The following is a 23,586-nucleotide window of genomic DNA, read 5'->3' on the forward strand; positions in this document are numbered from 1 at the left end:
TTCGGTGCGTCTGACGCACCGAACGCCACATTGGGTGCGCTGGACGCAACCAATGCCACATTGGGGCGCTTTACGCGGGGCGAGGTGAACCGATCCGGCCAGTGCGCAAACGGGTGAAATCGGCGTCTGCCATGCTCTGCCCCATGGTCGCGCTGAACTCCGACAACACCGCTCGCCGGGCGCCCGCCATCTGGCGGACCATGCTGAACATCGACCGCGGGCTGGTGAACCTGGTCGGCCGGCTGACCGTCAGCGGCCGGGTGCCCGCGCAGCTCCGGGGTAAGCCGCTGCTGATGGCCGCGAACCACATCGGCGTGTTCGACGCCTTCGTGCTGATGGCGGCGTGCAAGCGGATCGGCATCAACCCGCGGTTCATGCTGGCCGGCGGCATCCTCGACGCGCCCGTGATCGGGCCGGCGCTGCGGGTCAGCGGGCACCTGCGGGTCGACCGCAAGAACGCCGGCACCGCCGTCGGGCAGTTCGCCGAGGCCGTCGAGGCGATGAAGACCACCCGCGAGCCGATCATCGTCTACCCGGAGGGCCGGATCAGCCACGACCCCGGCCTGTGGCCGGAGCGCGGCAAGACCGGCGCGGCGCGGCTCGCGCTGGCCTCGGGCGTGCCGGTGATCCCGATCAGCCAGTGGGGCGCGCACGAGGCCGTCTACTGGGGCACCGAGACCGTCAACGGCCCGGCCGACCTGATCCCGCTGGCCCGCTCGGGGCTGAGCGCTCCGCTGCGCCGGCCGCGGTTCCGGGTGCACTTCGGCGACCCCGTCGACCTCTCCGACGTCGACCCGCAGCGGCCGGGCGCCGGCGTGCGCGCGCACGCGAAGATCATGCAGGCGATCACCGACGGTCTCGTCCCGCTGCGCCGCGACGAGCTCGACCGGCCCAAGTTCCACGACCCGACGCGCCCCACCGACACGGTCAGCCCCTGGAAGCCGCCGTCCGTACTGTGAGACGGGCGGGCGCGGCCGCCTAGAGTCGGCGGACGTGAGCACACGGATACTCGTCGTCTACTACAGCTCGACCGGGAACACCGCCGCCCTCGCCGAGTCGCTCGCCGCGGGCGCGCGAGAGACCGGGGCCGACGTGCGGGTGCGCACCGTGCCGGAGACCGTGCCCGCCGACGCGATCGCGCGGAACCCGCGCTGGCAGGCCTGGGTCGACGCCGGCCCGCACCACGAGCTCGGCACCCTCGGCGACCTCGAGTGGGCCGACGGGCTCGCTGTCGGCAGCCCGACCCGCTTCGGCGGCCCGGCCGCCCAGCTGAAGTCCTTTTTGGACAGCACGGGTGGCTTGTGGGCGCAGGGAAAGCTGGCGGACAAGGTGGCGACGTCGTTCACCACGGCGTCCACCGCGCACGGCGGCCTGGAGTCGACGCTGCTGGCGATCAACAACGTCTTCTACCACTGGGGCGCGATCGTGGTACCGCTCGGCTACACCGACCCGCACCTGAAGGAGTCGGGCAACCCGTACGGCGGCTCGTTCGTGTCCCGGAAGTCGGCGGCGCCGGACGACACCGCCCTCGACGCGCTGCGGCTGCAGGGCCGGCGGCTGGCGACCATCACTACGCACGTCGCCACCGGGCTGAAGCACACCGGATGACGGCCCGGGCGCCTCAGCCCGGCCACGGTTTCAGCGCCGGGCGGCGTTCCGGCGGCGCACGGCCCAGGCACTGCCGGCCCCGACGAGGACGAGCGCCCCGCCGGCGACGAGCGCCGGAGCGGCGGAGCCGTCATCGGCCGGACCACCGCCGGTCTGCGGCGCACCGTGCGGCTTCACCGCAACCTGCGGCGCGGGCTTCGGCTTCGGCTTGGTGGGTTTCGGCGCCGGCTTGGTGTGCGTCGGCTTGGTGGACGTCGGCGGGTCGTCGCCCCACCCCGGTATCGGGGGCACCCCGACCCTGAAGCGACGGATGGCGTGACCGTTGCTGCCGTCGAGGCAGATCATCGTGGCTTCCCAGTAATCCGGCGCCACATTGGTGAAGGTGCGCGAATACACCTTTCCCTTCTTGGTCATCAAACCCAGCTGCTTCGGGAACTGACCCCGGTAGATGTCGTAGTACGCCTGGGCCTCGACACCCTCGGTGGGACAGGTACCCGTGACGGTCACCGTGGTTCCCGACACCTTGACACTCATCGACGTCGGATTGCCCGGCACCCCTTCGGTGGCGGACGCCACCACCGGCGATACCAGCACACAGCCGGCCGCCACACCCGCGGCGGCAAAAGATCTTCGCATTGCTGCACCTCCAGGTTCCTCGCACGGCAACTGCGCGCGAGCCTCTTGGAGACGCCCGCCGCCGGATCGGTGGTTGCCACCCGGACGTAACGAAACGGACTCGCCGAAATCAGTCCTCTTCGGACAGTCCGGGCGCGCCGTAGCCAACTCCGTGGCAGAACATCGCGGCTTCGTAGGTTCCCCGCCGCACCCCGGTGAACGTGCTGGACTGCTTCTTCGCGTGACCAGCGTAACCGGGAAAATCGCTTCGGCGGTCACGTCGGGCCACCTACAGTCGCGGTGGTGACCACCGAACTCCCCGTCCTCGCGCCGCCCCGGGTCGCCCACCGGGGCCGGGGGACCGCCTATGTCCTGCTCGCCGCCCTGTTCTTCAGCACGTCGGGCACCCTGGGCAAGTCCGTGATGTCCGCCGGGGTCACCCCGCAGCAGGTGGCCGCGGCGCGGATCGCGCTGGCCGGCGTGGTGCTGCTCGCCGGGGTGGCGCTGGTGGCGCCGCGGAAGCTGCGGGTGCGCCGGGCGGAGCTGCCCGTCCTGGCCGGGTACGGCCTGCTCGGCGTGGCCGGCGTGCAGCTGCTCTACTTCGTCGCCGCGGGGCGGATCCCGGTCGGGATCGCCATCCTGCTGGAGTTCGTCTCGCCGGTGCTCATCGCGCTGTGGGTGCGGTTCGTGCGGCGGCACCGGCTGCCGCGGGCGGTCTGGGGCGGCATCGCGCTGGCCATGGCCGGGCTCGCGCTGGTCGCCCAGGTCTGGGAAGGCGTCACGCTGGACGGGCTCGGCCTGCTGGCCGGCTTCGGCGCGGCGCTCTGCTCGGCCGGGTACTTCCTGCTGGGCGAACGCGGGGTGGCCGGGATCGACCCGCTGGGCCTGGTCACCTGGGGCATGGTGATCGGCGCGGTCGCCATCAGCTTCGTCGCGCCGCCGTGGACGTGGCCCGCCGCGCTGCTCGACGTCCCGGTCGGGTTCGGCGCCTGGCACCCGCCGGTGTGGCTGCTGCTGACCCTGCTGGTGCTGGTCGCGACGGTCCTCGCGTACGTCTGCGGCATTTCGGCGCTGCGCCACCTGCCGGCGTCGGTGGCGAGCGTGCTCGGGCTGGTCGAACCGGTGATCACGATCTTCGCGGCGTGGGTGCTCATCGGCGAGGAGCTCGCGTGGCCCCAGTTGCTCGGGTCGGCGATCCTGCTGGCCGGCGCGTACATCGTGCAGCGCTACTCGGCGATCCTCAGCGGGTGAGCTTGCGCAAATTCTGCGTCTGACGTCGCCCGGGTGGACAATTCCCGCGATCGATGCCCACCCGGGGAGGAAGCACCTTGGCGACGAAGTCCGGGCTGCGGCCCGACCTGCGGCAGCGGCACGTCCGGATGATCGCCCTCGGCGGGATCATCGGCGCGAGCCTGTTCATCGGCAGCGGCGCGGTGATCCACACCGTCGGGCCGGCCGCGGTGCTGTCCTACGCCGTCGGCGGGTTGCTCGTCGTGCTGGTGATGCGGATGCTCGGCGAGATGGCGACGGCGGCGCCGGCACTGGGTTCGTTCATGGAGTACGCGCGCGACGCGCTCGGCGGCTGGGCGGGCTTCACCATCGGCTGGCTGTACTGGTACTTCTGGGTCGGCGTGGTCGCGTTCGAGGCCGTCGCGGGCGCGAAGATCCTGCAGGGCTGGATCCCGGGCGTCCCGCAATGGGTATTCTCGCTGGCGCTGATGCTCCTGCTGACGGCGACGAACCTGGCGTCGGCGCGTTCCTTCGGCGAGACGGAGTTCTGGCTGGCCTCGATCAAGGTCGCCACCATCGTCGTGTTCCTGCTGCTCGGCACGCTGTTCGTGCTGGGGCTGTGGCCGGACGCGCACTTCTCGGCCGGCAACATCGGCCTCGACGGCTTCGTCGCGAACGGGCCGTTTTCGGTCGTCCACGGCGTGGTCATCGTGATCTTCTCGTACTTCGGCGCGGAGATCGTCACGATCGCGGCGGCGGAGTCCGACCAGCCGGAGACGGCGGTCCGCAAGGCGACCTCGACGATCGTCTGGCGCGTGATCGTGTTCTACGTGGGTTCGGTGGCGCTGCTGGTGATGATCACACCGTGGCGCGAAATCCCGAGCGAGACGAGCCCGTTCGCGGCGGCGTTCGGCCGCTTCGGCGTCCCGGCGGCGTCGACGATCGTGTCGGCGGTGGTCCTGACGGCGGCGCTGTCGGTCCTGAATTCGGGGCTGTACACGGCATCCCGGATGCTGTTCGCGCTGCGCCGCCACGGCTGGGCGCCGGGCTGGATCGCGGACACGAACGCGCGAGGCGTGCCGTGGAAGGCCATCCTGGCGTCGACATCGGTCGGGTACGTGGCGGTGGTGATGAGTTACGTGTCCCCGGACAAGATCTTCTACTTCATCATCAATTCGGCGGGCGCGGTGGCCCTGTTCGTGTACGCGATCATCTGCGGCTCCCAGATCAGGATGCGCCGCACGCTCGAAGCGACGGCGCCGGAGAAGCTGAAGCTGCGGATGTGGGGCTACCCGTGGCTGAGCTGGGTGACCCTGGTGCTGACGCTCGTGGTGGTGGCCTCGATGCTGTTCGTCGACGAGGAGGCGCGGGCCCAGGTCTACCTCAGCCTGATCAGCCTGGCGGTGATCCTCGGCGTCTACGCCCTCATCCGCCGACGCACGTCCCGTGATTCCGCACGTATCTCGCGTGAGTGAACCCGGAACTCGCGTGATTGGAGCCGTAACTCGCGAATTACGGCTTTGATCACACGAGTTCCGGCCCTGGTCACGCGAGATCCGGGTCCGATCACGTGCTCAGCCGCCGGCGATGCGGGACAGTGCCCCGAAAAACACGTCCGTGATCTTGGCCGGGTCCGGGGCTACGAAGGCTTGTCCGCCGGTTGCTGCCGTCAGCTGGTCGAGTTCCGATTTGTCCGCGTCCGGGCCGATGCCCACTCCGATCAGGGGGATCGGGCGGCGGGCGTCCTGCAGTTTTGCCAGCTCCGTCAGCAACTCCGCGCGGGAGATGCCGTGCGGGTCCTCGTTGCGGCCGTCCGTCATCACGATCACCAGGTTCAACCGGCCCGGCTCCCACTCGCGGCGGGCGGTCCGGTAGGTGTCCAGCACGCTGTCGTACAGGCCCGTTCCGCCGTTCGGGGTGGCCGTCACCTGGCCCAGTCTCTCCAGTGCTCCGCCGGCCAGGTGCTGGGCGACCGACGCCATCGGGAGCAGCTCGCGGTAGTCCTTGTCGCCGTCGAGGCGGGTCGAGAACGCCAGCATGCGCAGCTGCGTCGCCGGTTTGAACAGGTGCATCGCCTTGGCCGCCGCCTGCATCGTCACCTGCATGCGGTTCAGGCCGGTTCCCGGGACCTGCGCGTTCATCGAACCCGACACGTCGATCAGCACCTGCACGCGCGCGCTCAGGTTGATGCCCGCCCACTGGTTGAGCAGCTCGTCGACCTCCGGGCCGGACGGGAGGTTCGCCGTCCGGATGCCCTCCGGCTGCACCCTCGGGTCGTCGGTGTGGTCGCGCAGGGCCTGGCCGCCCGCCGCGCGCAGGCCGGTGCGGGCGATCGCGTCCGACCCCGTGTCGCCGAGGACCGCGTCGCGCAGCGCGTCGACGAGCGGGCGCTGCTGCGGCGTGATCCGGCCCAGCTCCGCGAACGGGTAGTCCAACGTCGGCACCGCCGTCGAGTAAACGGCGACGAGCGGGGACTTCGAGTCCTCGACGTTGTGGCGCAGCAACGCATTCTCCGACGCCGGGAACGCCGTCACCGCGGCCGCGCTGCCGCCGTCGCTCGAGCCCGGCAGCCGGGCGATCAGTTCCGTCTCCGCGCCGAGGGTGTTGGCCGAGAAGCGCCGCAGCGTCGCCACGTACGCGCCCGACGGCTCGGGCGCCGCCTTGACGCTGTCGCGCAGACCGAGCAGCGCCAGCGCGCCGACCGGATCGCGCGCCGGGTCGGACATGCCCGGCACCACGCCCGGCGCGGCCAGCGCTTCCGCCCAGGTCGGCACGTGGTCGGGCCAGCCGAGCCCCTTGACGACGTCCGCGGCGACCGCCAGCACCACCGGCGAGCTCGCCACCGACGCCCCGGTTTCGGGGACGTCGGCCGCGCCGAGCTGGTGGGCGCGGCGCAGCGCGAGCGTGGAATCCGGCACCCAGACCTGCGGCCGCGGGCTGCCGTCCGACATGGCGAGCCGCTCGGCCGCCTGCGTCGCCTCCCGCGTCTGGATCTCGATGCTGCCGCACTTCAGGTCGAGACCCTGCACGACGAGCGAAAGCGCGGGCGCGATGTCCGGCGAAGCGGTGACGAGGACTTTCGCGGGCTGCTCGCACGACGGCCGGGCACGCACGGTCGTCACCGTCACCCACGCGCCGGCTCCGAGGACGAGCACGATGCCGGTCGCGAGGGCGGGCACGAGCAGCCGGCGTCGTCTACCGTCCGAATGACGTCCCATCGGCGCGGCCTCTCTGCGCGAGGCGGGGTGGGATCAAGGTTATCCCGCGGCAAAGCGGCGGCTCATGGGCCGGACGGCCTAACAAGCGTGCAGGCCGCACCGAGGGAGTTCCTCGACGCGGCCTGCACGGTGTGTCAGGTCTAGACCGGGATGACCGTCGGGACGATCATCGGGCGGCGGCGGTAGGTGTCGGCCACCCAGCGGCCCACCACCCGGCGCACGGCCTGCGCGATCCGGTGCGTGTCGGTGATGCCCTCGGCCTCCGTGCGCGCCAGCTCCATCTCCACCAGCGGCACCACGGCGGCGAGCGCCTTCGGGTCGTCGGAGAAGCCGCGGCCGGACACCGTGGGGCTGCTGACCGCGCGGCCGGTGCTGGAGTCCACCGCGACCGTGATCGCGATGAACCCGCCCTCGCCGAGGACCAGCCGATCCGACAGCGTCGACTCCCCGACGTCCCCGACCGACAGGCCGTCGACGTACACGTGCCCGACCTCGACGCGGCCGGTGCGGGAGGCCTTGCCGTCCACGAGGTCCACGACCACGCCGTCCTCGGCGATGACCACGTTCTCCGGCGCGACCCCCGTGCGGACGGCCAGCTCGCCGTTCGCGCGCAGGTGCTTCCACTCGCCGTGGACCGGCATCACGTTGCTCGGGCGCACCGCGTTGTACAGGTACAGCAGCTCGCCCGCCGACGCGTGGCCGGACACGTGGACCTTCGCGTTGCCCTGGTGGACGACGTTCGCGCCGAGCCGGGTCAGGCCGTTGACCACGCCGAACACCGCTGTCTCGTTGCCCGGGATCATCGAGCTGGCCAGCACGACGGTGTCGCCCGCGCGGATCGAGATCTGCCGGTGCTCACCGCGCGCCATCCGCGACAGCGCCGAGAGCGGCTCGCCCTGCGACCCCGTCGAGACGAACAGGACCTTGCTCTCCGGCAGCGTGCTCGCCTGGTCGAGGTCGACGAGCAGGCCGTCCGGCACGTTCAGCAGGCCCAGCTCGGCCGCGATCCCCATGTTGCGGACCATCGACCGGCCGACGAACGCGATCCGGCGGCCGTGCCGCTCGGCGGCGTCGAGGACCTGCTGGACGCGGTGCACGTGGCTGGCGAAGCACGCCACGATCACCCGCTGGTCCACGCGCCGGACGACGTCGTCGAGCACCGGGCCGATGTCGCGCTCGGGCATGACGAACCCGGGCACCTCGGCGTTGGTCGAGTCGACGCAGAACAGGTCGACCCCCTCGTCGCCGAGCCGGGAGAAGCCGGCCAGGTCGGTGAGGCGCCCGTCCAGCGGGAGCTGGTCGAGCTTGATGTCGCCGGTGTGCAGGACCACGCCCGCCGGGGTGCGGATCGCCACCGCGAGCGCGTCCGGGATGGAGTGGTTGACCGCGAAGAACTCGAGGTTGAACACGCCGACGTCGCGGCGCTCGCCCTCGCGGACCTGGATGAGGTTCGGCCGCTGCCGGTGCTCCTTGGCCTTGGCCGCGAGCAGGGCGTTGGTGAACTTCGAGCCGTAGATCGGCAGGTCCGGCCGCAGGCGCAGGAGGAACGGGACGGCACCGATGTGGTCTTCGTGCCCGTGGGTGAGCACCAGGCCGTCGATGTCGTCGAGGCGGTCCTCGATCGCGCGGAAGTCGGGCAGGATCAGGTCGACGCCGGGCTGGTCGTCCTCGGGGAAGAGCACCCCGCAGTCGACGATGAGCAGGCGGCCGCCGAACTCGAAGACGGTCATGTTGCGCCCGACCTCGCCGATGCCGCCGAGCGCGACGACGCGCAGGGCCCCCTCGGGCAGTGCGGGCGGGGCGTTGGTGGGGCCTGGACCAGGGGGAAGTGAGCTCACCGAGGCAGGGTCCCAACGCTGGTGTGCGAGGTCGGCGCGACGTAGGCCGCTCGCGAATCTGCTTGTGCCACCCGCTCACCATGCCAGTCCTGGGCCGCCGTGTCGCCCAGCGGCACGCCGCCCTGGGCAAGATCAGCGGCGATCAGGGCCGTCTGCTCGGGGGTCGGCGCGACGATCGGCAGCCGCGGGTCGCCGATGTCGAAACCACGCAGCCGCAGCGCCGCCTTGCTGAAGGCGACCCCGCCGACCCGCGACATCGCGCGCAGCACCGGCAGCATGCCGCGGTGGTTGGTGCGCGCGGTGGAGGTGTCGCCGTTCTCGTAGGCGTCGATCATCGCGCGGATCCGGCCCGCGACGACGTGACCGATCACACTCACCACGCCGACCCCGCCGACGGAGATCCACGGCAGGTTCAGGCCGTCGTCGCCGGAGTAGTAGGCGAGGTGGGTGTTGGCGATGACCTCGGAACCGGCGATCAGGTCGCCCTTGGCGTCCTTGACCGCGACGATCCGGGGGTGCTCGGCCAGCCGCAGCAGCGTGTCGACCTCGATCGGGACGACCGAGCGCGGCGGGATGTCGTAGAGCAGCACGGGCAGGCCGGTGCTGTCGGCGACCGTGGTGAAGTGCGCGAACAGCCCGGCCTGGCTGGGCCGCGAGTAGTACGGCGTGACGACCAGCAGGCCGTGCGCCCCGGCCGCTTCGGCCTGCTCGGCCTGCTCGATGCTGTGCGCGGTGTTGTTGGTGCCCGCGCCGGCCACGACGGTCGCGCGGTCGCCGACGGCCTCGACCACGGCGCGGATCAGGTCCTGCTTCTCCGTGTCGCTCGTGGTCGGGCTCTCGCCGGTGGTGCCGTTGACCACGAGGCCGTCGTTCCCCAGCTCCACGAGGTGCTCGGCCAGCTCCTGCGCCCGCTTCAGGTCCAGCGCGCCCTCGGCGTCGAACGGGGTGGCCATCGCGGTGAGCACGCGCCCGAACGGCCGTCCGGGCGCTGCGGTAGGTGGGTTGGACATGGGGAGACGGTACCTCGCCGGTCCGACGAAAACCGCGTCGACCTGGTCACCAGGAGGATTTCCCGGGCCGGGCCGCTCGTCGCGGAACTTCTACTTGACCTTGGTCACGATCGGGGCGGAGATCGGGCCGCCGTCGGCCTTGGCGAGAACGCAGTAGAACTCGCGCGTCGGGTACTCGCCGGTCTTGTCGGGCACGCTCTGCCACTCGCCCTGGGTCGGGACGAGCGCGCGGTACTTGAGACCGTCGCGCTGGGTGGCGGGGACGATCGAGGAGTGGAAGGCGGCCGCACAGCGGGCCTCGGCGACCGCCGTGACGGCATCGAGGCCCGGGTAGGCGGCGACCTCCGCGTCGCTGTCGGACCAGCTCGTGGTGCCGATGGCGTCCCCGCTGTCGTAGATCTCCAGGGTGTGGCTCCTCTTGCAGTCGCCGCTGTTCTCGTCGCTGATGACGCCGCGGTCCTGGACCTGGGCGTTGTAGCAGACGTAGCTGGAGCTGGCGTCGACGCCCATCTGACCGCCGAGGCCGAACGTCATGGTCGGCAGCTTCTGGGCGTCCACGGCGGGCGTCTCGTAGGCCTTGCCGGCGAAGAAGCCGCCGATCAAGGCCGCCACGACCAGCACCGCGGCGGCGGCGAGCCACAGCGCGCGGTGGGACTTCGCAGGCGGCTGTGGCGCGGCGGCGCCGAGCATGGCGGTGCCGTGGGGCGGAGTCGGCCGGATGCCCTGCGCCGTGGTCAGCAGGTTCTGGGCCTGCGGCGCGGTCAGCCGCGCGTCCGGGTTGGTGACGAGCAGGCCGAGGATGGCCGCGGCGATCGGGCCCTGGCCGCGGGTGAGGTACGGGATCTCGGTCATGATCGCGTGCAGCGTCGCGGCGGTGGTCGCGCGCTCGAACGGGATCGAGCCTTCGACGGCGAAGAACAGCGTCGCGCCGAGGGACCACAGGTCGGACGCCGGCATCGCTTCGCGGCCCTCGACGCGCTCGGGCGCCATGAACGCGGGCGAGCCGACGATCATGCCGCTGGTGGTCAGGCGCGGGTCGTCGACGGCGTGGGCGATGCCGAAGTCGGTGAGCTTCACGCGGCCGTCCGGCGCGACCAGGATGTTCGCGGGCTTGACGTCCCGGTGCACGATCCCGGCGGCGTGGGCCGCCTGCAGCGCGGCGAGCACCCGCTCCCCCAGCTGCGCGGCCTGCGCGGCGGGCATCGGACCACGCCGGCGCACCAGGTCGGCGAGGCTGGGCGCTTCGACGAGCTCCATGACGATGAAGGTCGTCCCGCCGTCGGTGATGACGTCGTAGACGGTGACGATCGCCGGGTCGTTGAGCCGCCCGCCGGTGCGCACTTCGCGGAGGGCGCGTTCGGAGAAGACGGCGGCGGACTCGGCGTCGGGCAGCCGCAGTTCCTTGACCGCGACCTGCCGTCCGATGACCTGGTCCTGCGCCCGCCACACGACACCCATGCCGCCCCGGCCGAGTTCGCCGAGCAGGAGGTAGCGGCCCGCGACGACCCGCTGACCAGGCGTGACGGGTGCCTGCGGCGGATAGGGCCGGGTCTGTTCGTCGGTCACGGTGCTCCTTTTGGCGGCGGTCGCGCAGATGCTAGTCGGACCTCCGCGGAGCGCCGCGGGTTCCGCGGAATTCGTGATGCGGAACGGACGACACGCGTACTCAGAGGGTCGGTCGGCGGTGGGTCTCGCCGCGGTAGGGCAGCCAGCGGTAACCCGGGGCGAAGTCGCTGAACTCGGCCCGTTTGCCCGTCCGGGTCCAGATGTCCTCGGAGACGACGAGGCCCGGGAAGATCGTCAGGTCTTCCTCCGCCAGCAGCTCCGCGTGGGTGCGGAACTCGTCGGTCTCGACCCCGGCGAGGGCGTAGCGGTACACCGGCGGCGCGGTCCGCAGCAGCCAGTAGAGCTGCCGGCCGGCCGCCGTCATGGCCGTCGCGTCTTCGGGCGAGCCGATTCCGGACCGGCTGAGACCTTCCGGGGTCACCCCGCACCACCAGCCGGCGCCGTCGGAGAAGACCCACACCGGCCAGCCGTCGAAGTGGCGGGCGAGGTCGCGGGCGTGGGTCTCGCGCTCCCCGCATTCGGCGTTGAGGGCGAAGATCCAGGCCATGGCCGCTACCCCGTTCCGTGGGTCAACCGGTGACCGTGAGGTAGATGAGCACCAGGTTGAGAGCGATGATGATCGCCGCGATCACCGAGGCCGCGACCGTCGTCAGCCGGCGGTTCGCGTCCGCCCCCATCAGATCACGGTCGGCCGTCAGCCGGATCAGCGGCACCAGCGCGAACGGGATCCCGAACGACAGCACCACCTGCGACACGACCAGCGCCGCGCTCGGGTCGGCGCCCAGCGCCAGCACCACGATCGCCGGCGTCAGCGTCACCAGGCGGCGCAGGACCAGCGGGATCCGCTTGTGCAGCAACCCCTGCATGATCATCGCGCCCGCGTACGCGCCCACCGACGTCGAGGCCAGGCCGGAGGCCAGCAGGCCGATCGCGAACAGCAGCGCGATGCCCGGGCCGAGGGCCGCCGCGACCGCGCCGTGCGCGCCCTCGATGCTGTCCACCCCCTCCTGGCCCTGCAGGTTCGTCGCGGCCAGCAGCAGCATGCCCAGGTTCACCGCGCCCGCCAGCAGCATCGCCAGGCCGACGTCGGCCCGGGTCGCGCGCAGCAGGCGGCGGCGCCGGACGCCGTCGGGCCGGCCGTGGCGGTCGCGGACCAGGCCCGAGTGCAGGTAGACCGCGTGGGGCATGACCGTCGCGCCGAGCATGGCCGCGGCGATGAGGACACTGCCCGCGCCGTCGAACTTCGGGACCAGGCCGCCCAGCGTCGACGCGGCCGACGGCGGCTCGACGAACAGGCTGGCCAGGAAGCCGACCGCGATGACCAGCAGCAGCCCGGTCACCACCCGCTCGAACGTCCGCTGGCCGCCACGGTCCTGGACCGCGAGCAGCGTCAGCGACACCGCGCCGGTGATCAGGCCGCCGACGATGAGCGGGAGGTCGAACAGCAGGTTGAGGGCGATCGCGCCGCCGACCACCTCGGCCAGGTCGGTGGCGATGGCGACGACCTCCGCCTGGGCCCAGTAGGCCAGCCGGGCCGGCCGGGACAGCCGCGCGCGCAGGGCCTCCGGCAGCGACATCCCGCTGACCAGCCCGAGCTTCGCCGACAGGTACTGCACCAGCACGGCCATCAGGTTCGCCGCGACGATCACCCAGACCAGCAGGTAGCCGTAGCGGGCGCCGGCGCTGATGTTGGACGCGACGTTCCCCGGGTCGACGTAGGCGATGGCGGCGACGAACGCCGGCCCGAGCAGGGCCGATCCGGTGCGCAGCCGGGTCGCCAGTCTCGGCCGGACAGCCTCGGTCACAGCCATGGCGCCACCTCTCGAAAACCGGATGTCGGGGACCCTAAACCGAAGTTTAGGCGTGCCGAACTTTGTTTTTCAAGGGTGACTGGGCCCACCCCGCGAGCCGGGTACCCAGCGAACCGCTCCCGAAAAGTCAGGGGTGGGCGACCTCGTGGCCGGCCTCGCGCAAGGCCGCGACCGCGTCGTCGAGATCGCCCCCGCGGACCAGGATGTGGTCGGTGTCGAACGTCGAGATCGAGAACAGCGCCACCCCGGCGGCGGCCAGCTCCGAGGCCAGCGCGGCGATGATGCCGGTGAGGGTGAACTCCAGCGGGCCGCGGACCGAGAGCAGCCGCCAGCCGTCCTCGGCGGCCGTGGCCCCGGCGGGCTCGCGGCCGGCCGGGCAGATCACCGACAGTTCCCCGGGCGTCCGCGTCACCGAAACCAGGGCCTCTCCGGGTTCGAAGAGCTCGGCGGGCACGGCGGCGTCCGCGGGCAGCCGCACGACGGCGTACTCGCCGGGCCGGACGTCGATCGCAAGTCGCTTCATCAGCCTTCCAGCACCTTCGGGCTCGTGGCGATCTCGGTGCCGTCCGGCAACGTCGAGATGGTGAAGTCCGCGAACACGTTCGCCGCGGCCTTCTGCAGCTGCCGCAGGCACTCCACGGCCAGCTCGCGGATTTCGACGTCCGCGTGCTCGGTGGCGCGCATCGCGACGAAGTGCCGCCAGGCCCGGTAGTTCCCGGTGACGACGATGCGGGTCTCGGTCGCGTTGGGCAGCACCGCGCGGGCGGCCTGGCGGGCCTGCTTGCGGCGCAGGGTCGCGTTCGGGACGTCGGCGAACTTCTCCTCGAGCCCGGCCAGCAGCTCGGTGTAGGCGTCGACGCTCGCCCGGGTCGCGGCGAGGAACTTCTCGTGCAGCACCGGGTCGTTCGCGATGATCTCCGGCTCGACGAACTCGGCGTCGCGCTCCGGGACGTACCGCTGCGACAGCTGGGAGTAGGAGAAGTGCCGGTGCCGGATCAGCTCGTGGGTCAGGGAGCGCGAAATGCCGGTGATGTAGAAGGTCACCGAACCGTGCTCCAGCACCGAAAGGTGGCCGACGTCGATGATGTGCTCGAGGTAGCCGGCGTTGGTCGCGGTGGCCGGGTTCGGCTTCTTCCACGACTGGTAGCAGGCGCGGCCGGCGAACTCGGCGAGCGCTTCGCCGCCGTCCGCGTCGGTCGACCACGGCACGTCCCCGGGCGGGAAGAACTCCGTCTTCGCGATCAGCTGCACTCTGGGTGACACGGTTCCGGTCACGTCAGCACTCCTTCTCCCGGTTCCCGCGCAGCCTAACCGCGTGGGGGCGGTCACTCCCGGGGGACACGTGACATCACTCGCCGCCTTGACTGACATCACTGATGACGTCATAGTGGTGTCATGGACTTGACGCCGTACATCGCCAACCTTCGCGAGGACCTCGCGAACACGGCTGCCGCCGGGGACGAGCAGACCCGGCGAGCGGCCGCGCTCCTGTCTTCCGCCCTCGAACCCGCCGTCCGCCTGACCCTGATGAACGCCCTCGCCGACCTCGCCGCCGAGGTCACGGCCGCACTGCCGGGCCAGGTGGTGGACGTCCGGCTCGACGGCCGGGACGTCCGCGTGGTCGTCACCGGCGACGCCGAGGGCACGACGTCACGGGAGACACCACGTGACACCACCCCGCCGCCACCTCCGATCGACGGCGGGGACATCAGCCGGATCACCCTCCGGCTGGTCGAGCAGATCAAGGGGCAGGCCGAACGGGCCGCCGCCGCCCAGGGCGTCTCGCTGAACACGTTCGTGTCGCAGGCGGTCCAGGGCGCACTGGGCCACGGCGCGCTCGGCGGCGGGGGCGCGAGCCGCAAGCACCACGGCAAGAGCGGCGGGAGCGGTTCGCACCTGCACGGCTGGGTCGAAGGCTGAGGGGACGAAACGATGAGTGAAGAACAGACCACACCGGCCGAAGAGCCGAACGACGACCTGGTCCGGGTCGACGAGTTCGAGACCGACGGCCCGCTGGAGCTCGACGTCAGCGTCACGATCGGCCGCGTCGAGGTCGTCCTCGACGGCGACTCCGGCGCCCGCGTCGAGCTGCGGCACGACCAGGGCGAGCAGCAGCCGTGGGTGGCGGGCGTGAACAGCCTGCTGTCCTGGGTCGGCGAGCGCTTCGGCGACCAGCTGGGCGTCGACCCGGCGAGCTCCCCCGCCGAAGCGGTGCGGCAGAGCCGGATCGAGAAGCTCGGCAACCGCCTGGTCGTGAGCGCGCCGAAGGCGTGGCAGCTGCGCAACGTCGCCCTCTCGGTCAAGGTGCACGCGCCGGCGGGCTCGCACGTCGAGGTGCGCGCGGGCGCGGCGGACGTCACGGTCACCGGCTCGGCCGGCCGCGTCGACCTGCTGACCGGCTCCGGCGAGGTGAAGCTCGACCGCGCCGACGGTGCGGCGACCATCCGCACCGGCAGCGGCGCCGTCAAGCTCGGCCCGACGCTGGGCGGGCTGCAGCTGCGCAGCGGCAGCGGCCACGTCGAGGCGTCGTCCATCGCCGGCTCCGCGACGCTGGCCACCGGCACCGGCGACGTCTGGCTGGGCGCGGTTTCGGGCGAGGTGATGGCCCGCACCGGCAGCGGCGACCTGTCCGTGGCCGACGCCGGGTCGGGCTCGCTCGACCTGATCACCGGCTCCGGCGAGGTCCGGATCGGCATCCGCGGCGGCACGTCCGCCGAGGTGGACCTGACCTCCAGCGCCGGCCGCGTCTCCAGCGAGCTGGACGTCGCCGACACCGCCCCCGAGGGCGGCGTGAAGCTGAAGGTCCGCGCCCGCACGGGCACCGGCAACGCCGTGGTGACGCGCGCGGCGGGCTGAGTAAGGGGGAAGAACGGGCCGTTCCCAGCACGGGGGTGCCGGGAACGGCCCGTTCGCGCGAAATACCAGAGCGGGGCGTGCGCAGAAATACGGCGAACGAAGGGTGAATCCGTCGAAATATCGTTTCAGCCGATTACACCAGGATTTCTCGACTTCGCCTTGAACAGATCGCGAGGCTGTCTCGTTTACCTCGGTTGACCGCGCCGGCCTGGCGAAAGGTGACCGAGTGACCGCGCTGATCCACCCCTCCTCGCTGCAGACCCTGACCGCCGCCGACCGCGGGCTGTTCCAGCGGTTCGGCACCGGAAAAACCGCCGGGGTCCCGTTCCGCCGCATTCACGACGCCGTTCTGGCGCAGGCGCGGGCCCGTCCGGACGCCGTGGCCGTGGTGCACTCGGGTGCATCGCTCACCTACGCCGAACTCGATCGGCGGTCGGCGGCGCTCGCGGCCGTGCTCGCCCGGCTCGGGGTGCGGCCCGGGCACCACGTGGGCCTGTTCCTCACGCGGTCGATCCCGATGGTGGTCGGCATCCTCGCCGTGCTTCGCGCGGGCGCAGCGTACGTGCCGCAGGACATCCGGATCACCCCTCCCCCGCAACTGCGGCACATCGTGGCCACCGCGGGCATCGACGTCGTCCTGACCACCCGCGAGCACGCCGGCGCGCTGCCCGCGGGGCTCGGCCGGGTGGTCGCCATCGACGGCGAACACCCCTACCGGGACGCGCCTCGCGTGGCCGGCGGCGGCACGGCGATGGTGATCTTCACGTCCGGGACGACCGGACGGCCCAACGGCGTCCAGGTCACCCACGCCAACCTCGGCAACGTCCTGCTGACCGCCCCGGGCTCGCTCGGCGTCCGGCCCGGCGACCGGGTGGCGCAGCTGCTGAACATCGCCTTCGACATGGCCGCCTGGGAAATCCTCGGCACCCTCGCCCACGGCGGCTGCCTGCTGGTGCGCGGCAGGGACATCGAGGAGACCGCCCGCGAGGCCGACGTCCTCATCGCCACCCCCGGCGTTCTGTCCACAGTGGATCCACGGGCCTGCCGGCGGGTGCGGACCGTCGCCGTGGCCGGTGAGCGGTGCCCGGCCGCGCTGGCCGACGCCTGGGCGCGGCGGGCGAGCTTCCACAACGCCTGCGGCCCCACCGAAGTCACCATCGTCAACACCGTGCAGCGCTACGATCCGCGGCTCGGCGAGCTGACGATCGGCCGCCCGGTGCCGAACACCACGGTGTACGTGCTCGACGACCAACGGAGACCCTGCCCGATCGGCCAGGTCGGGGAGATGTGGGCCGGCGGCGCGTGCGTCACGGCGGGCTACGCCGGCAACGACGTCCTCACCGCCGAACGCTACCGGCCGGATCCCTTCCTCGGCGGGGCCCACCGGATGTTCCGCACCCGCGACCTCGTCCGGTGGACCACCGACGGCCAGCTGGAGCACCACGGCCGCACCGACGACCAGGTCAAGGTGCGCGGCTTCCGCGTCGAGCTGGACGCGGTCACCGCGACGCTGGAGCGGGCGCCGGGGTGCGAACGCGCGACCACCCTGCTCTACGAAGGCGGGCTCGTCGGCTTCGTGACGCCCTCGACGGCCGAGCCGGAGCTGATCCGCCGATCGGCCGAAGCCGCGCTGCCGTACTACAGCGTGCCTGCGATGATCGTCCCGGTGGACCACTTGCCGCTCACCGAGCGGGGCAAGGTCGACCGGCGCGCGCTGCTGTCGCGTTTGGACAGTCGCGAGCCGGCGGAGACGGTGGCATGACCGCCACCCTCCCCGCGGCCCCGGAATCGGTGCGGGCGCGGCTGAAGCGACGGCCGTGGACCCACCACAACCGGCTGGCCGCCGCGGTGGTCGCGGGCAACATCGCCGCCGCCACCGCCGGCCCCCTCGACGTAGGCGTGCTCACCTGGCTGGTGCTGGGAAACCTGACGCCGGCCGTGCTGATCCGCCAGCAGCTGGTGATCAACCTGCTGTTCCGGCTGGCCACGGCCGTGCCGGTGCGCCGTTCGCTGCGGCTGCGCTGGACGCTGGGCAAGGTGTACCACTTCGGCGGGCTGCACGTCGGCGGCACGCTCTGCGCCACCGGCTGGTTCCTCGTGCTCACCGGCGTGCTGACCGTCCGCGGCGGACCGGCGGCCCTGCTGGTGACCACCTGGGCCATCGCGGTGGTGCTCGCCGTCGTCGTCGTGCTCGCGCTGCCCGGGGTGCGGGCGCGCCGGCACGACCTGTTCGAGCGCTCGCACCGGTTCGGCGGCTGGTCGCTGCTGGTGCTGTTCACCGTCCACTCGGTGCTGCTGGGCGGGCCGGATTTCGTCGGGTCGGGGCCGTTCTGGGTGCTGCTGGCCGTCGTGACGAGCGTGGCGCTGCCGTGGCTGCGGCTGCGGCGGGTGCCGGTGCGGATCTCCCGGCCGTCGCCGCACGTGGCGCTGCTGTCGTTCGACTACGGCGTGACGCCGTTCGCCGGCTCGTCGACGGCGCTGAGCCGGAACCCGTTGCTGGAGTGGCATTCCTTCGCCAACGTGCCCGCGCCCGGACGCTCCGGGTTCCGGCTGACGGTGTCCCGCGCCGGCGACTGGACCGGCGCCCTGATCGACGACCTGCCGACGCACCTGTGGGTGAAGGGCATCCCGACCGCCGGGGTGGGCAACATCGACAAGCTGTTCCGCCGGGTGGTCTGGGTGGCGACCGGCAGCGGGATCGGCCCCTGCCTGCCGCACCTGCTGTCCGGGGAGACCCCGGCGCGGCTCGTCTGGTCGACCCGCCACCCCCGGCGCACCTACGGCGACGAGCTCGTCGACGAGATCCTCGCCGTCCAACCGGACGCCGTCGTGTGGGACACCGACGGCGCCGGCAAACCCGATCTGGTCGAACTGGCCCTGGGCGCGCACCGGGACTTCGACGCGGAAGCGGTCATCTGCATTTCGAACAAGAAGACAACGTGGCACGTCGTCGAGGCGCTGGAAGCCCGCGGGATTCCGGCCTTCGGCGCGATCTGGGACTCGTGAGGGAGACAGCATGGACCGGACCGTCGTAGTGGACCTGAAGGCGCCCGTCGCGACCGTGACCGTGGACCGGCCGCGGGCGCGCAACGCGCTGTCGTCCCGAGTGCTCACCGAACTGCTCGAGGTGTGCTCGTCGCTGGGCCGGGACCGGGCGGTCGCGGGTGTCGTCCTCACCGGCGCGCCGGGGCCGGCGTTCGTCGCCGGCGCCGACATCCGCGAGATGGCGGCGCTGGATCCCGAGGAGGGCGCGCGGTTCGGGGCGCTCGGCCAGGAGGTCACCCGGGCGCTGGAGGCGTTGCCGGTGCCGGTGATCGCCTGCGTGGACGGCTACGCGCTCGGCGGCGGCTGCGAACTCGCGCTGGCGTGCGACTTCGTCTACGCGACCCCGAAAGCGGTGTTCGGCCAGCCGGAGGTCCTGCTCGGGCTGATCCCGGGCTTCGGCGGCTGCGTCCGGCTGCGCCGTCAGGTGGGTTCCGGACGCGCGCGCGAGCTGATCTTCACCGGCCGGCACGTCGACGCGGCGGAGGCGCAGCGGATCGGGCTGGTCACCGAGCTGTTCGACAGCCGCGAAGCGATGCTCGCCGGGGCCCGCGCGACGCTCACGGCGGTGTCGCGGAATTCGCGCGAGGCGGTGGCCCTGGCCAAGAAGGCGGTGAACGCGAGCCGGGGCCGCACCGTGGAAGACGGCCTGGAGCTGGAGCTCGCGGCGTTCCGGGCGGCGTTCACCAGTCCCGACATGCGCGAAGGCACCGGGGCTTTCCTCGGCAAACGCGAACCGGTGTTCGGGCGCTGAGCGGGGCGGGTGCGCCATCAACGAGACGCACACAGCGCTGCTCCAGGCGCTGCACGACGAGCACGCGCCGGCGCTGTGGCGGTACGCCCTGCGGCTGACCGGCGACGACCAGCTCGCCCAGGACGTCGTCCAGGAATCCTTGCTGCGGCTGTGGAACAGCCCGGAGATCCTGGAGCAGGGCGAGCCGGCGTCGCGCGCGTGGCTGTTCACGGTGGCGCGCAACGTCGTGATCGACGAGCGCCGGAGCGCGCGCTCGCGCCGGGAGGTGCGTTCGCCGTTCGTGCCGGAGCAGTCCCGCACCGACCCGATCGACTCGGCGCTGGACGCCTGGGTGATCACGGACGTGCTGACGCAGCTGACCCCGGAGCACCGGACGGTGATCGTCCGCGCGTACTACATGGGGCAGTCGGTGGCGGAGCTGGCGGTGGAGCTGGAGGTTCCGGAGGGAACGGTACGCTCCCGGCTGTTCTACGGCCTGCGTGCGCTGCGGCTGGCGTTGCAGGAGAGGGGGTTGACCAGGCGTTGAACGATCCGTACCGCGATTGGGACGCGGCGTACGTGCTCGGTGCGTTGTCGCCCGCCGAGCGGCGCGAGTACGAGGGGCACCTGGGGTGTTGCGTGTCCTGCGCGGCGGCGGTGGCTTCGTTCGCGGGGATGCCGGGGATCCTTTCGGTGGTGCCGCGCGAGACGTCGGTGGAGCTGCTGGGTCCGGTGTCGCCGCGGGTCTCGCTGATGCCGGGCCTGGTGCGCGCGGCCCGCGCTTCGCGGCGCCGCGGCCGGGCGCGCGTGGCGGCGGCCGTGGCGGGGGCGGCCCTGGCCGGGGCGGTGGCCGGGTCGCGGTTGTTCGCGCAGGGGTGTTCGCCGGATCCGCGGATCGACCGCACCACCCTGGCCCCGACCACCGGCCTCGATCCGGCCCACCTCGGAGCGGGTGGTGCGCCGCCGCGCCGAGGTCGCGGATGAGTCGTTCGCGACCTCGGGGCGGGCTGCCGTGGGGACCGGCTCTGCACCATCGGGGCTAGCGGACCAGTTTCGCCAGCGGCCGCGCCAGGTCTCCGCGGGCGCCGACGGTCACGCCCGACAGCCCCAGCCACTCGGCCATGTGCCGCAGCTCGGCCGCCAACTCCGGCAGGACCCGGGCCACGTCCGCGCCCTCCTCCGCGAACGCCCCCTGCACCCGCAACACGCCCGCCGCGCGGTCGGACTTCAGGTCCACGCGGGCGACCAGCTCCCCGTCCAGCAGGAACGGGAACACGTAGTACCCGTACACCCGCTTCGGCTCCGGGACGTAGATCTCGATCCGGTAGTGGAAGCCGAACAGCCGCTCGGTGCGGGCGCGCTCCCAGATCAGCGGGTCGAACGGGCACAGCAACGCCCGGCCGGCCACGTTCCGCGGGGTCCGGGCCGAGGCGTGCCGGTACGCCACCTGCTTCCAGCCGCGGACCGCGACCGGCTCCAGCTCGCCCGCCTCCACCAGTTCCGCCACCGCCTGGCGGGCCGGGGCCGGGCCGAGGCGGTAGTAGTCGCGCAGGTCCGTCTCCGTCGCCACGCCCAAGGCCCGCGCCGAACGCGAGATCAAGCCCCGGGCGCCCTCCTCCGCGGACACCGAGCGGGCCAGGACCTCCGGCGGGACCACCCGCTCGGTCAGGTCGTACAGCCGCTCGAACGACCGGCGCGTGCCCGTGGTCAGCTGGCCGATGCCGAACAGGTACTCGCAGACGCGCTTGACCTCCGAGCGCTCCCACCACGAGCCCGGCCCGCGCCGCTGGGCGTCGGCCTCCACCGCCCGCTCGATGCCGCCCGCGCCGATCGGGCCGAGTTCCTTGACCACCGACAGGATCTCGTCGACCAGGCCCGGCGACTTCTCGATCAACGGCCCGTAGTGCCGCCACCAGCCGTCGCGCTTGGCGCCCGAGCGGATCAGCGGCCAGTCTTCGACCGGGAGCAGGCTCGCCTCGTGCGCCCACGTCTCCACCAGCAGCCGCGGGCGGCGCGCCGAGTTCGCCCACGCCGCTTCGTCGAGCATGGCCGGGTCGTACCCGCCCAGCCGCGAGAACACCGGCATGTAGTGGGCCCGGACCGCGACGTTCACCGAGTCCAGCTGCAACAGCTGGACTCTCGACAGCACCCGTTTCAGGTGCTGCCGCGAAGGCACGCCGGACGGACGCGGGTCGGTGAAGCCCTGTGCGGCCAGGAACGTCTTCCGGGCCGTCGAAACGCTGATCGTCTGCATGGTGCGCTCATGGTGCCACCCACCACCGACAAAAACCGGCGCCCCGATATCTTCAGCGGATGAGCGACGCCGCCGTCCGTCCCGCCGACCTGTCCGACGCCGCGGAGATCGCCCGCATCCAGCGCGAAACCTGGCACGCCGCCTACGAGGACCTGCTCGGCAAGCAGGCCCTCGCGCAGCTGGACGCCACCGACCTCGCCGGCACCTGGGCCGAGACCATCGACTACCCCGGCAGCCTCGTCCACGTCGCCACCGAGGGCGAGTTCACCGTCGGCTTCTGCGTCGCCGGCCGCGCGCCCGAGGACGAGGTCGCCCAGGCCGACGGGAGCCTGCCCGAAGACGCGGAGACGACCGGGCTGATCGCCACCCTGCTCGTCGAACCGCGCTGGGGCCGCCGGGGCCACGCCGGACGGCTACTCGCGACGGCCGCCGCGGGCCTGCGGGCCGACGGCGCCACCCGCGGCATCGCCTGGGTCGCCCAGGGCGACCACGCCACCCTCGGCTTCTACCGCCGGGCCGGCTGGAACCCCGACGGCACCGTCCGCACCCTCGACACCGGCGAGCGCACCCTCCGCGAGGTCCGGCTCACCGGCACCCTCGACCTCACCCTGAGCTGAGTCCCGGAAGATCACCCACCGCATCACGGCGTACATGAACACGCCTTCGCACGCGCCCGCGAGCAGCCGTGAGACGTGGTATTCGACGCCCAGCGCCGTCAGGCCCGCGCCCACACCCAGCAGGAACGCCGCGTAATTGACAGCAATCGCCACGATGTAAAGGCCGAGCTGGATTCCGACGGCGGCGTGGGAATGGAAGTTGAACGTCCGGTTCAGCGCGAAGCTCAGCCCGAACGCGCAGACGTACGCCAGCGTGATCGCCAGCCACACCGGCCAGCCGAGCAGCCCGTGGAACACGGTCAGCAGCGCGAGGTCGACGCCGAACGTGAACCCGTTGATGAGGCAGAAGCCGAGAAACGTCGGCGCCACGATCCGCGACAGACCCAGTGGCAGCACGCGCACCACGGCCCGGCAGAGGGCGCCGAATCGGTCAGCGGGCGTACGGGATTGCTCGGCGGCCACCCCGCCAGTGTTCCGACGGGAGGTGACGGGCAGCCGTCCGGCAGGTGATCTTCTGGTGCGGACCACCCGCCGAACAGGGGGCCAACCCCCGTGCGCCGAGATTTCGAACTGATAACTTGAAAGAACGCGAGCGAATTTCAGGAGGTGACACGATGAGCTGGATCCTGCTGACACTGGGCGTCGCGTTCGGTTCGGCCATCGTGCCGCTGGTCAACGCCGAGATCTTCCTGATCGGGCTGTGCGCGAGCCAGCCGGGGCTGCACTGGCTGTGGCTCGGGGCGGCGGTGGCGGTCGGGCAGATCGCCGGGAAGACGCTCTACTACCTCGCCGCGCGCGGCACGATCAAGCTGCCGAAGCCGCTGCACGACCGGCTGCACCGCGAGCGCCCGATGACACCCCGGCGGGTGCGCTGGCAGCTGCGGACCAAGCGGCTGCGCGCCTGGGTCGACCGCCTGCGCGAGCGGTGCCACCGGCACCCGCACTGGATGGCCGGGACGTACGGGGTGAGTTCCCTGGTGGGCCTGCCCCCGTTCATGGCGACGAGCGTGCTGGCCGGCCTGGTCCGGATGCGGCTGGTCATGTTCCTGACGACGGGGCTGGCCGGCCGGTGGATCCGCTTCAGCCTGATCGCGGCTTCGCCCGCGGTGTTCGCCGGCTGGCTGCACCACTGACCTCGCGCCCCCAAGCGCCCCAATGTGGCGTTCGGTGCGTCTGACGCACCGAACG

General features: G+C 72.1%; 23 protein-coding genes and 1 pseudogene. 13 read left to right on the forward strand and 11 right to left on the reverse strand.

Going from position 1 to position 23,586, the window contains the following annotated elements; all coding sequences use genetic code 11:
- The first annotated feature begins 143 nt into the window (after positions 1 to 143).
- On the forward strand, positions 144 to 959 hold the full coding sequence (locus ACWEF6_RS39245) for a lysophospholipid acyltransferase family protein (protein ID WP_449687589.1): 816 nt from the start codon (positions 144 to 146) through the stop codon (positions 957 to 959).
- A 34-nt stretch (positions 960 to 993) separates the two neighbouring features.
- A complete protein-coding gene (gene wrbA / locus ACWEF6_RS39250) occupies positions 994 to 1,608 on the forward strand; it encodes an NAD(P)H:quinone oxidoreductase (RefSeq protein WP_449687590.1) in 615 nt (204 codons plus the stop codon).
- A gap of 30 nt (positions 1,609 to 1,638) precedes the next feature.
- On the opposite strand, the gene ACWEF6_RS39255 is transcribed toward wrbA, so the two are convergent.
- Positions 1,639 to 2,184, reverse strand: coding sequence for a hypothetical protein (locus ACWEF6_RS39255; RefSeq protein WP_449687591.1), 546 nt, complete (start codon positions 2,182 to 2,184; stop codon positions 1,639 to 1,641).
- A 342-nt stretch (positions 2,185 to 2,526) separates the two neighbouring features.
- On the opposite strand from ACWEF6_RS39255, the gene ACWEF6_RS39260 reads away from it, so the two are divergent.
- Both ACWEF6_RS39260 and ACWEF6_RS39265 read left to right on the forward strand, forming a co-directional pair.
- On the forward strand, positions 2,527 to 3,474 hold the full coding sequence (locus tag ACWEF6_RS39260; RefSeq protein ID WP_449687592.1) for an EamA family transporter: 948 nt from the start codon (positions 2,527 to 2,529) through the stop codon (positions 3,472 to 3,474).
- Positions 3,475 to 3,527: 53 nt separating this feature from the next.
- Positions 3,528 to 4,928: an amino acid permease gene (locus tag ACWEF6_RS39265; RefSeq protein ID WP_449687593.1), complete on the forward strand. Its 1,401-nt coding sequence runs from the start codon at positions 3,528 to 3,530 to the stop codon at positions 4,926 to 4,928.
- 99 nt (positions 4,929 to 5,027) lie between these two features.
- Here the strand turns inward: ACWEF6_RS39265 and ACWEF6_RS39270 are convergent, their stop codons facing one another.
- The 8 genes from ACWEF6_RS39270 to thyX all read right to left on the reverse strand — a co-directional run bounded on the left by ACWEF6_RS39270 (position 5,028) and on the right by thyX (position 14,171).
- A complete protein-coding gene (locus ACWEF6_RS39270; protein ID WP_449687594.1) occupies positions 5,028 to 6,671 on the reverse strand; it encodes a substrate-binding domain-containing protein in 1,644 nt (547 codons plus the stop codon).
- Positions 6,672 to 6,811: 140 nt separating this feature from the next.
- Positions 6,812 to 8,509, reverse strand: a complete 1,698-nt coding sequence (locus ACWEF6_RS39275; RefSeq protein WP_449687595.1) for a ribonuclease J — start codon at positions 8,507 to 8,509, stop codon at positions 6,812 to 6,814.
- Complete coding sequence (gene dapA / locus ACWEF6_RS39280) at positions 8,506 to 9,519, reverse strand: 4-hydroxy-tetrahydrodipicolinate synthase (RefSeq protein ID WP_449687596.1); 1,014 nt, start codon at positions 9,517 to 9,519, stop codon at positions 8,506 to 8,508. Before dapA ends, ACWEF6_RS39275 begins: the two co-directional genes overlap by 4 nt.
- A gap of 90 nt (positions 9,520 to 9,609) precedes the next feature.
- Complete coding sequence (locus ACWEF6_RS39285) at positions 9,610 to 11,085, reverse strand: serine/threonine-protein kinase (RefSeq protein WP_449687597.1); 1,476 nt, start codon at positions 11,083 to 11,085, stop codon at positions 9,610 to 9,612.
- 100 nt (positions 11,086 to 11,185) lie between these two features.
- Positions 11,186 to 11,632, reverse strand: coding sequence for a hypothetical protein (locus tag ACWEF6_RS39290; protein ID WP_449687598.1), 447 nt, complete (start codon positions 11,630 to 11,632; stop codon positions 11,186 to 11,188).
- Positions 11,633 to 11,654: 22 nt separating this feature from the next.
- A complete protein-coding gene (locus ACWEF6_RS39295; RefSeq protein WP_449687599.1) occupies positions 11,655 to 12,896 on the reverse strand; it encodes an Nramp family divalent metal transporter in 1,242 nt (413 codons plus the stop codon).
- 127 nt (positions 12,897 to 13,023) lie between these two features.
- Positions 13,024 to 13,419 (reverse strand): ACT domain-containing protein, encoded by a 396-nt coding sequence (locus tag ACWEF6_RS39300; RefSeq protein ID WP_449687600.1) that lies wholly within the window; start codon positions 13,417 to 13,419, stop codon positions 13,024 to 13,026.
- Complete coding sequence (gene thyX, locus ACWEF6_RS39305) at positions 13,419 to 14,171, reverse strand: FAD-dependent thymidylate synthase (RefSeq protein WP_449687601.1); 753 nt, start codon at positions 14,169 to 14,171, stop codon at positions 13,419 to 13,421. Before thyX ends, ACWEF6_RS39300 begins: the two co-directional genes overlap by 1 nt.
- A gap of 120 nt (positions 14,172 to 14,291) precedes the next feature.
- Between thyX and ACWEF6_RS39310 the strand changes: the two genes are divergently transcribed.
- The 7 genes from ACWEF6_RS39310 (at position 14,292) to ACWEF6_RS39340 (ending at position 20,511) form a co-directional block, all read left to right on the forward strand.
- Positions 14,292 to 14,816, forward strand: a complete 525-nt coding sequence (locus tag ACWEF6_RS39310) for a toxin-antitoxin system HicB family antitoxin (RefSeq protein WP_449687602.1) — start codon at positions 14,292 to 14,294, stop codon at positions 14,814 to 14,816.
- Positions 14,817 to 14,828: 12 nt separating this feature from the next.
- The gene (locus ACWEF6_RS39315) at positions 14,829 to 15,752 is read left to right on the forward strand and encodes a DUF4097 family beta strand repeat-containing protein (protein ID WP_449687604.1); all 924 of its coding nucleotides are present in this window, start codon (positions 14,829 to 14,831) and stop codon (positions 15,750 to 15,752) included.
- 226 nt (positions 15,753 to 15,978) lie between these two features.
- Positions 15,979 to 17,514 (forward strand): amino acid adenylation domain-containing protein, encoded by a 1,536-nt coding sequence (locus ACWEF6_RS39320; protein ID WP_449687605.1) that lies wholly within the window; start codon positions 15,979 to 15,981, stop codon positions 17,512 to 17,514.
- Complete coding sequence (locus ACWEF6_RS39325; RefSeq protein ID WP_449687606.1) at positions 17,511 to 18,758, forward strand: hypothetical protein; 1,248 nt, start codon at positions 17,511 to 17,513, stop codon at positions 18,756 to 18,758. The genes ACWEF6_RS39320 and ACWEF6_RS39325 overlap by 4 nt, the downstream gene beginning before the upstream one ends.
- Positions 18,759 to 18,768: 10 nt before the next feature.
- Positions 18,769 to 19,548 (forward strand): enoyl-CoA hydratase/isomerase family protein, encoded by a 780-nt coding sequence (locus ACWEF6_RS39330; RefSeq protein WP_449687607.1) that lies wholly within the window; start codon positions 18,769 to 18,771, stop codon positions 19,546 to 19,548.
- Positions 19,549 to 19,564: 16 nt separating this feature from the next.
- Positions 19,565 to 20,074 (forward strand): sigma-70 family RNA polymerase sigma factor, encoded by a 510-nt coding sequence (locus tag ACWEF6_RS39335; protein ID WP_449687613.1) that lies wholly within the window; start codon positions 19,565 to 19,567, stop codon positions 20,072 to 20,074.
- On the forward strand, positions 20,071 to 20,511 hold the full coding sequence (locus tag ACWEF6_RS39340; protein WP_449687608.1) for a hypothetical protein: 441 nt from the start codon (positions 20,071 to 20,073) through the stop codon (positions 20,509 to 20,511). The genes ACWEF6_RS39335 and ACWEF6_RS39340 overlap by 4 nt, the downstream gene beginning before the upstream one ends.
- 55 nt (positions 20,512 to 20,566) lie before the next feature.
- On the opposite strand, the gene ACWEF6_RS39345 is transcribed toward ACWEF6_RS39340, so the two are convergent.
- On the reverse strand, positions 20,567 to 21,781 hold the full coding sequence (locus tag ACWEF6_RS39345; RefSeq protein ID WP_449687609.1) for a winged helix-turn-helix domain-containing protein: 1,215 nt from the start codon (positions 21,779 to 21,781) through the stop codon (positions 20,567 to 20,569).
- A gap of 59 nt (positions 21,782 to 21,840) precedes the next feature.
- On the opposite strand from ACWEF6_RS39345, the gene ACWEF6_RS39350 reads away from it, so the two are divergent.
- Positions 21,841 to 22,398, forward strand: coding sequence for an N-acetyltransferase family protein (locus tag ACWEF6_RS39350; protein ID WP_449687610.1), 558 nt, complete (start codon positions 21,841 to 21,843; stop codon positions 22,396 to 22,398).
- Positions 22,399 to 22,464: 66 nt separating this feature from the next.
- Here ACWEF6_RS39350 and ACWEF6_RS39355 read toward each other — a convergent pair.
- Positions 22,465 to 23,034 (reverse strand): annotated as a pseudogene (locus tag ACWEF6_RS39355) (GtrA family protein); the annotation flags it as partial.
- On the opposite strand from ACWEF6_RS39355, the gene ACWEF6_RS39360 reads away from it, so the two are divergent.
- A complete protein-coding gene (locus ACWEF6_RS39360; protein ID WP_449687611.1) occupies positions 23,013 to 23,531 on the forward strand; it encodes a hypothetical protein in 519 nt (172 codons plus the stop codon). The pseudogene ACWEF6_RS39355 and the gene ACWEF6_RS39360 sit on opposite strands and share 22 nt — an antisense overlap.
- Positions 23,532 to 23,586 lie beyond the last annotated feature (55 nt).

This window comes from Amycolatopsis sp. NPDC004772, from assembly GCF_053601215.1.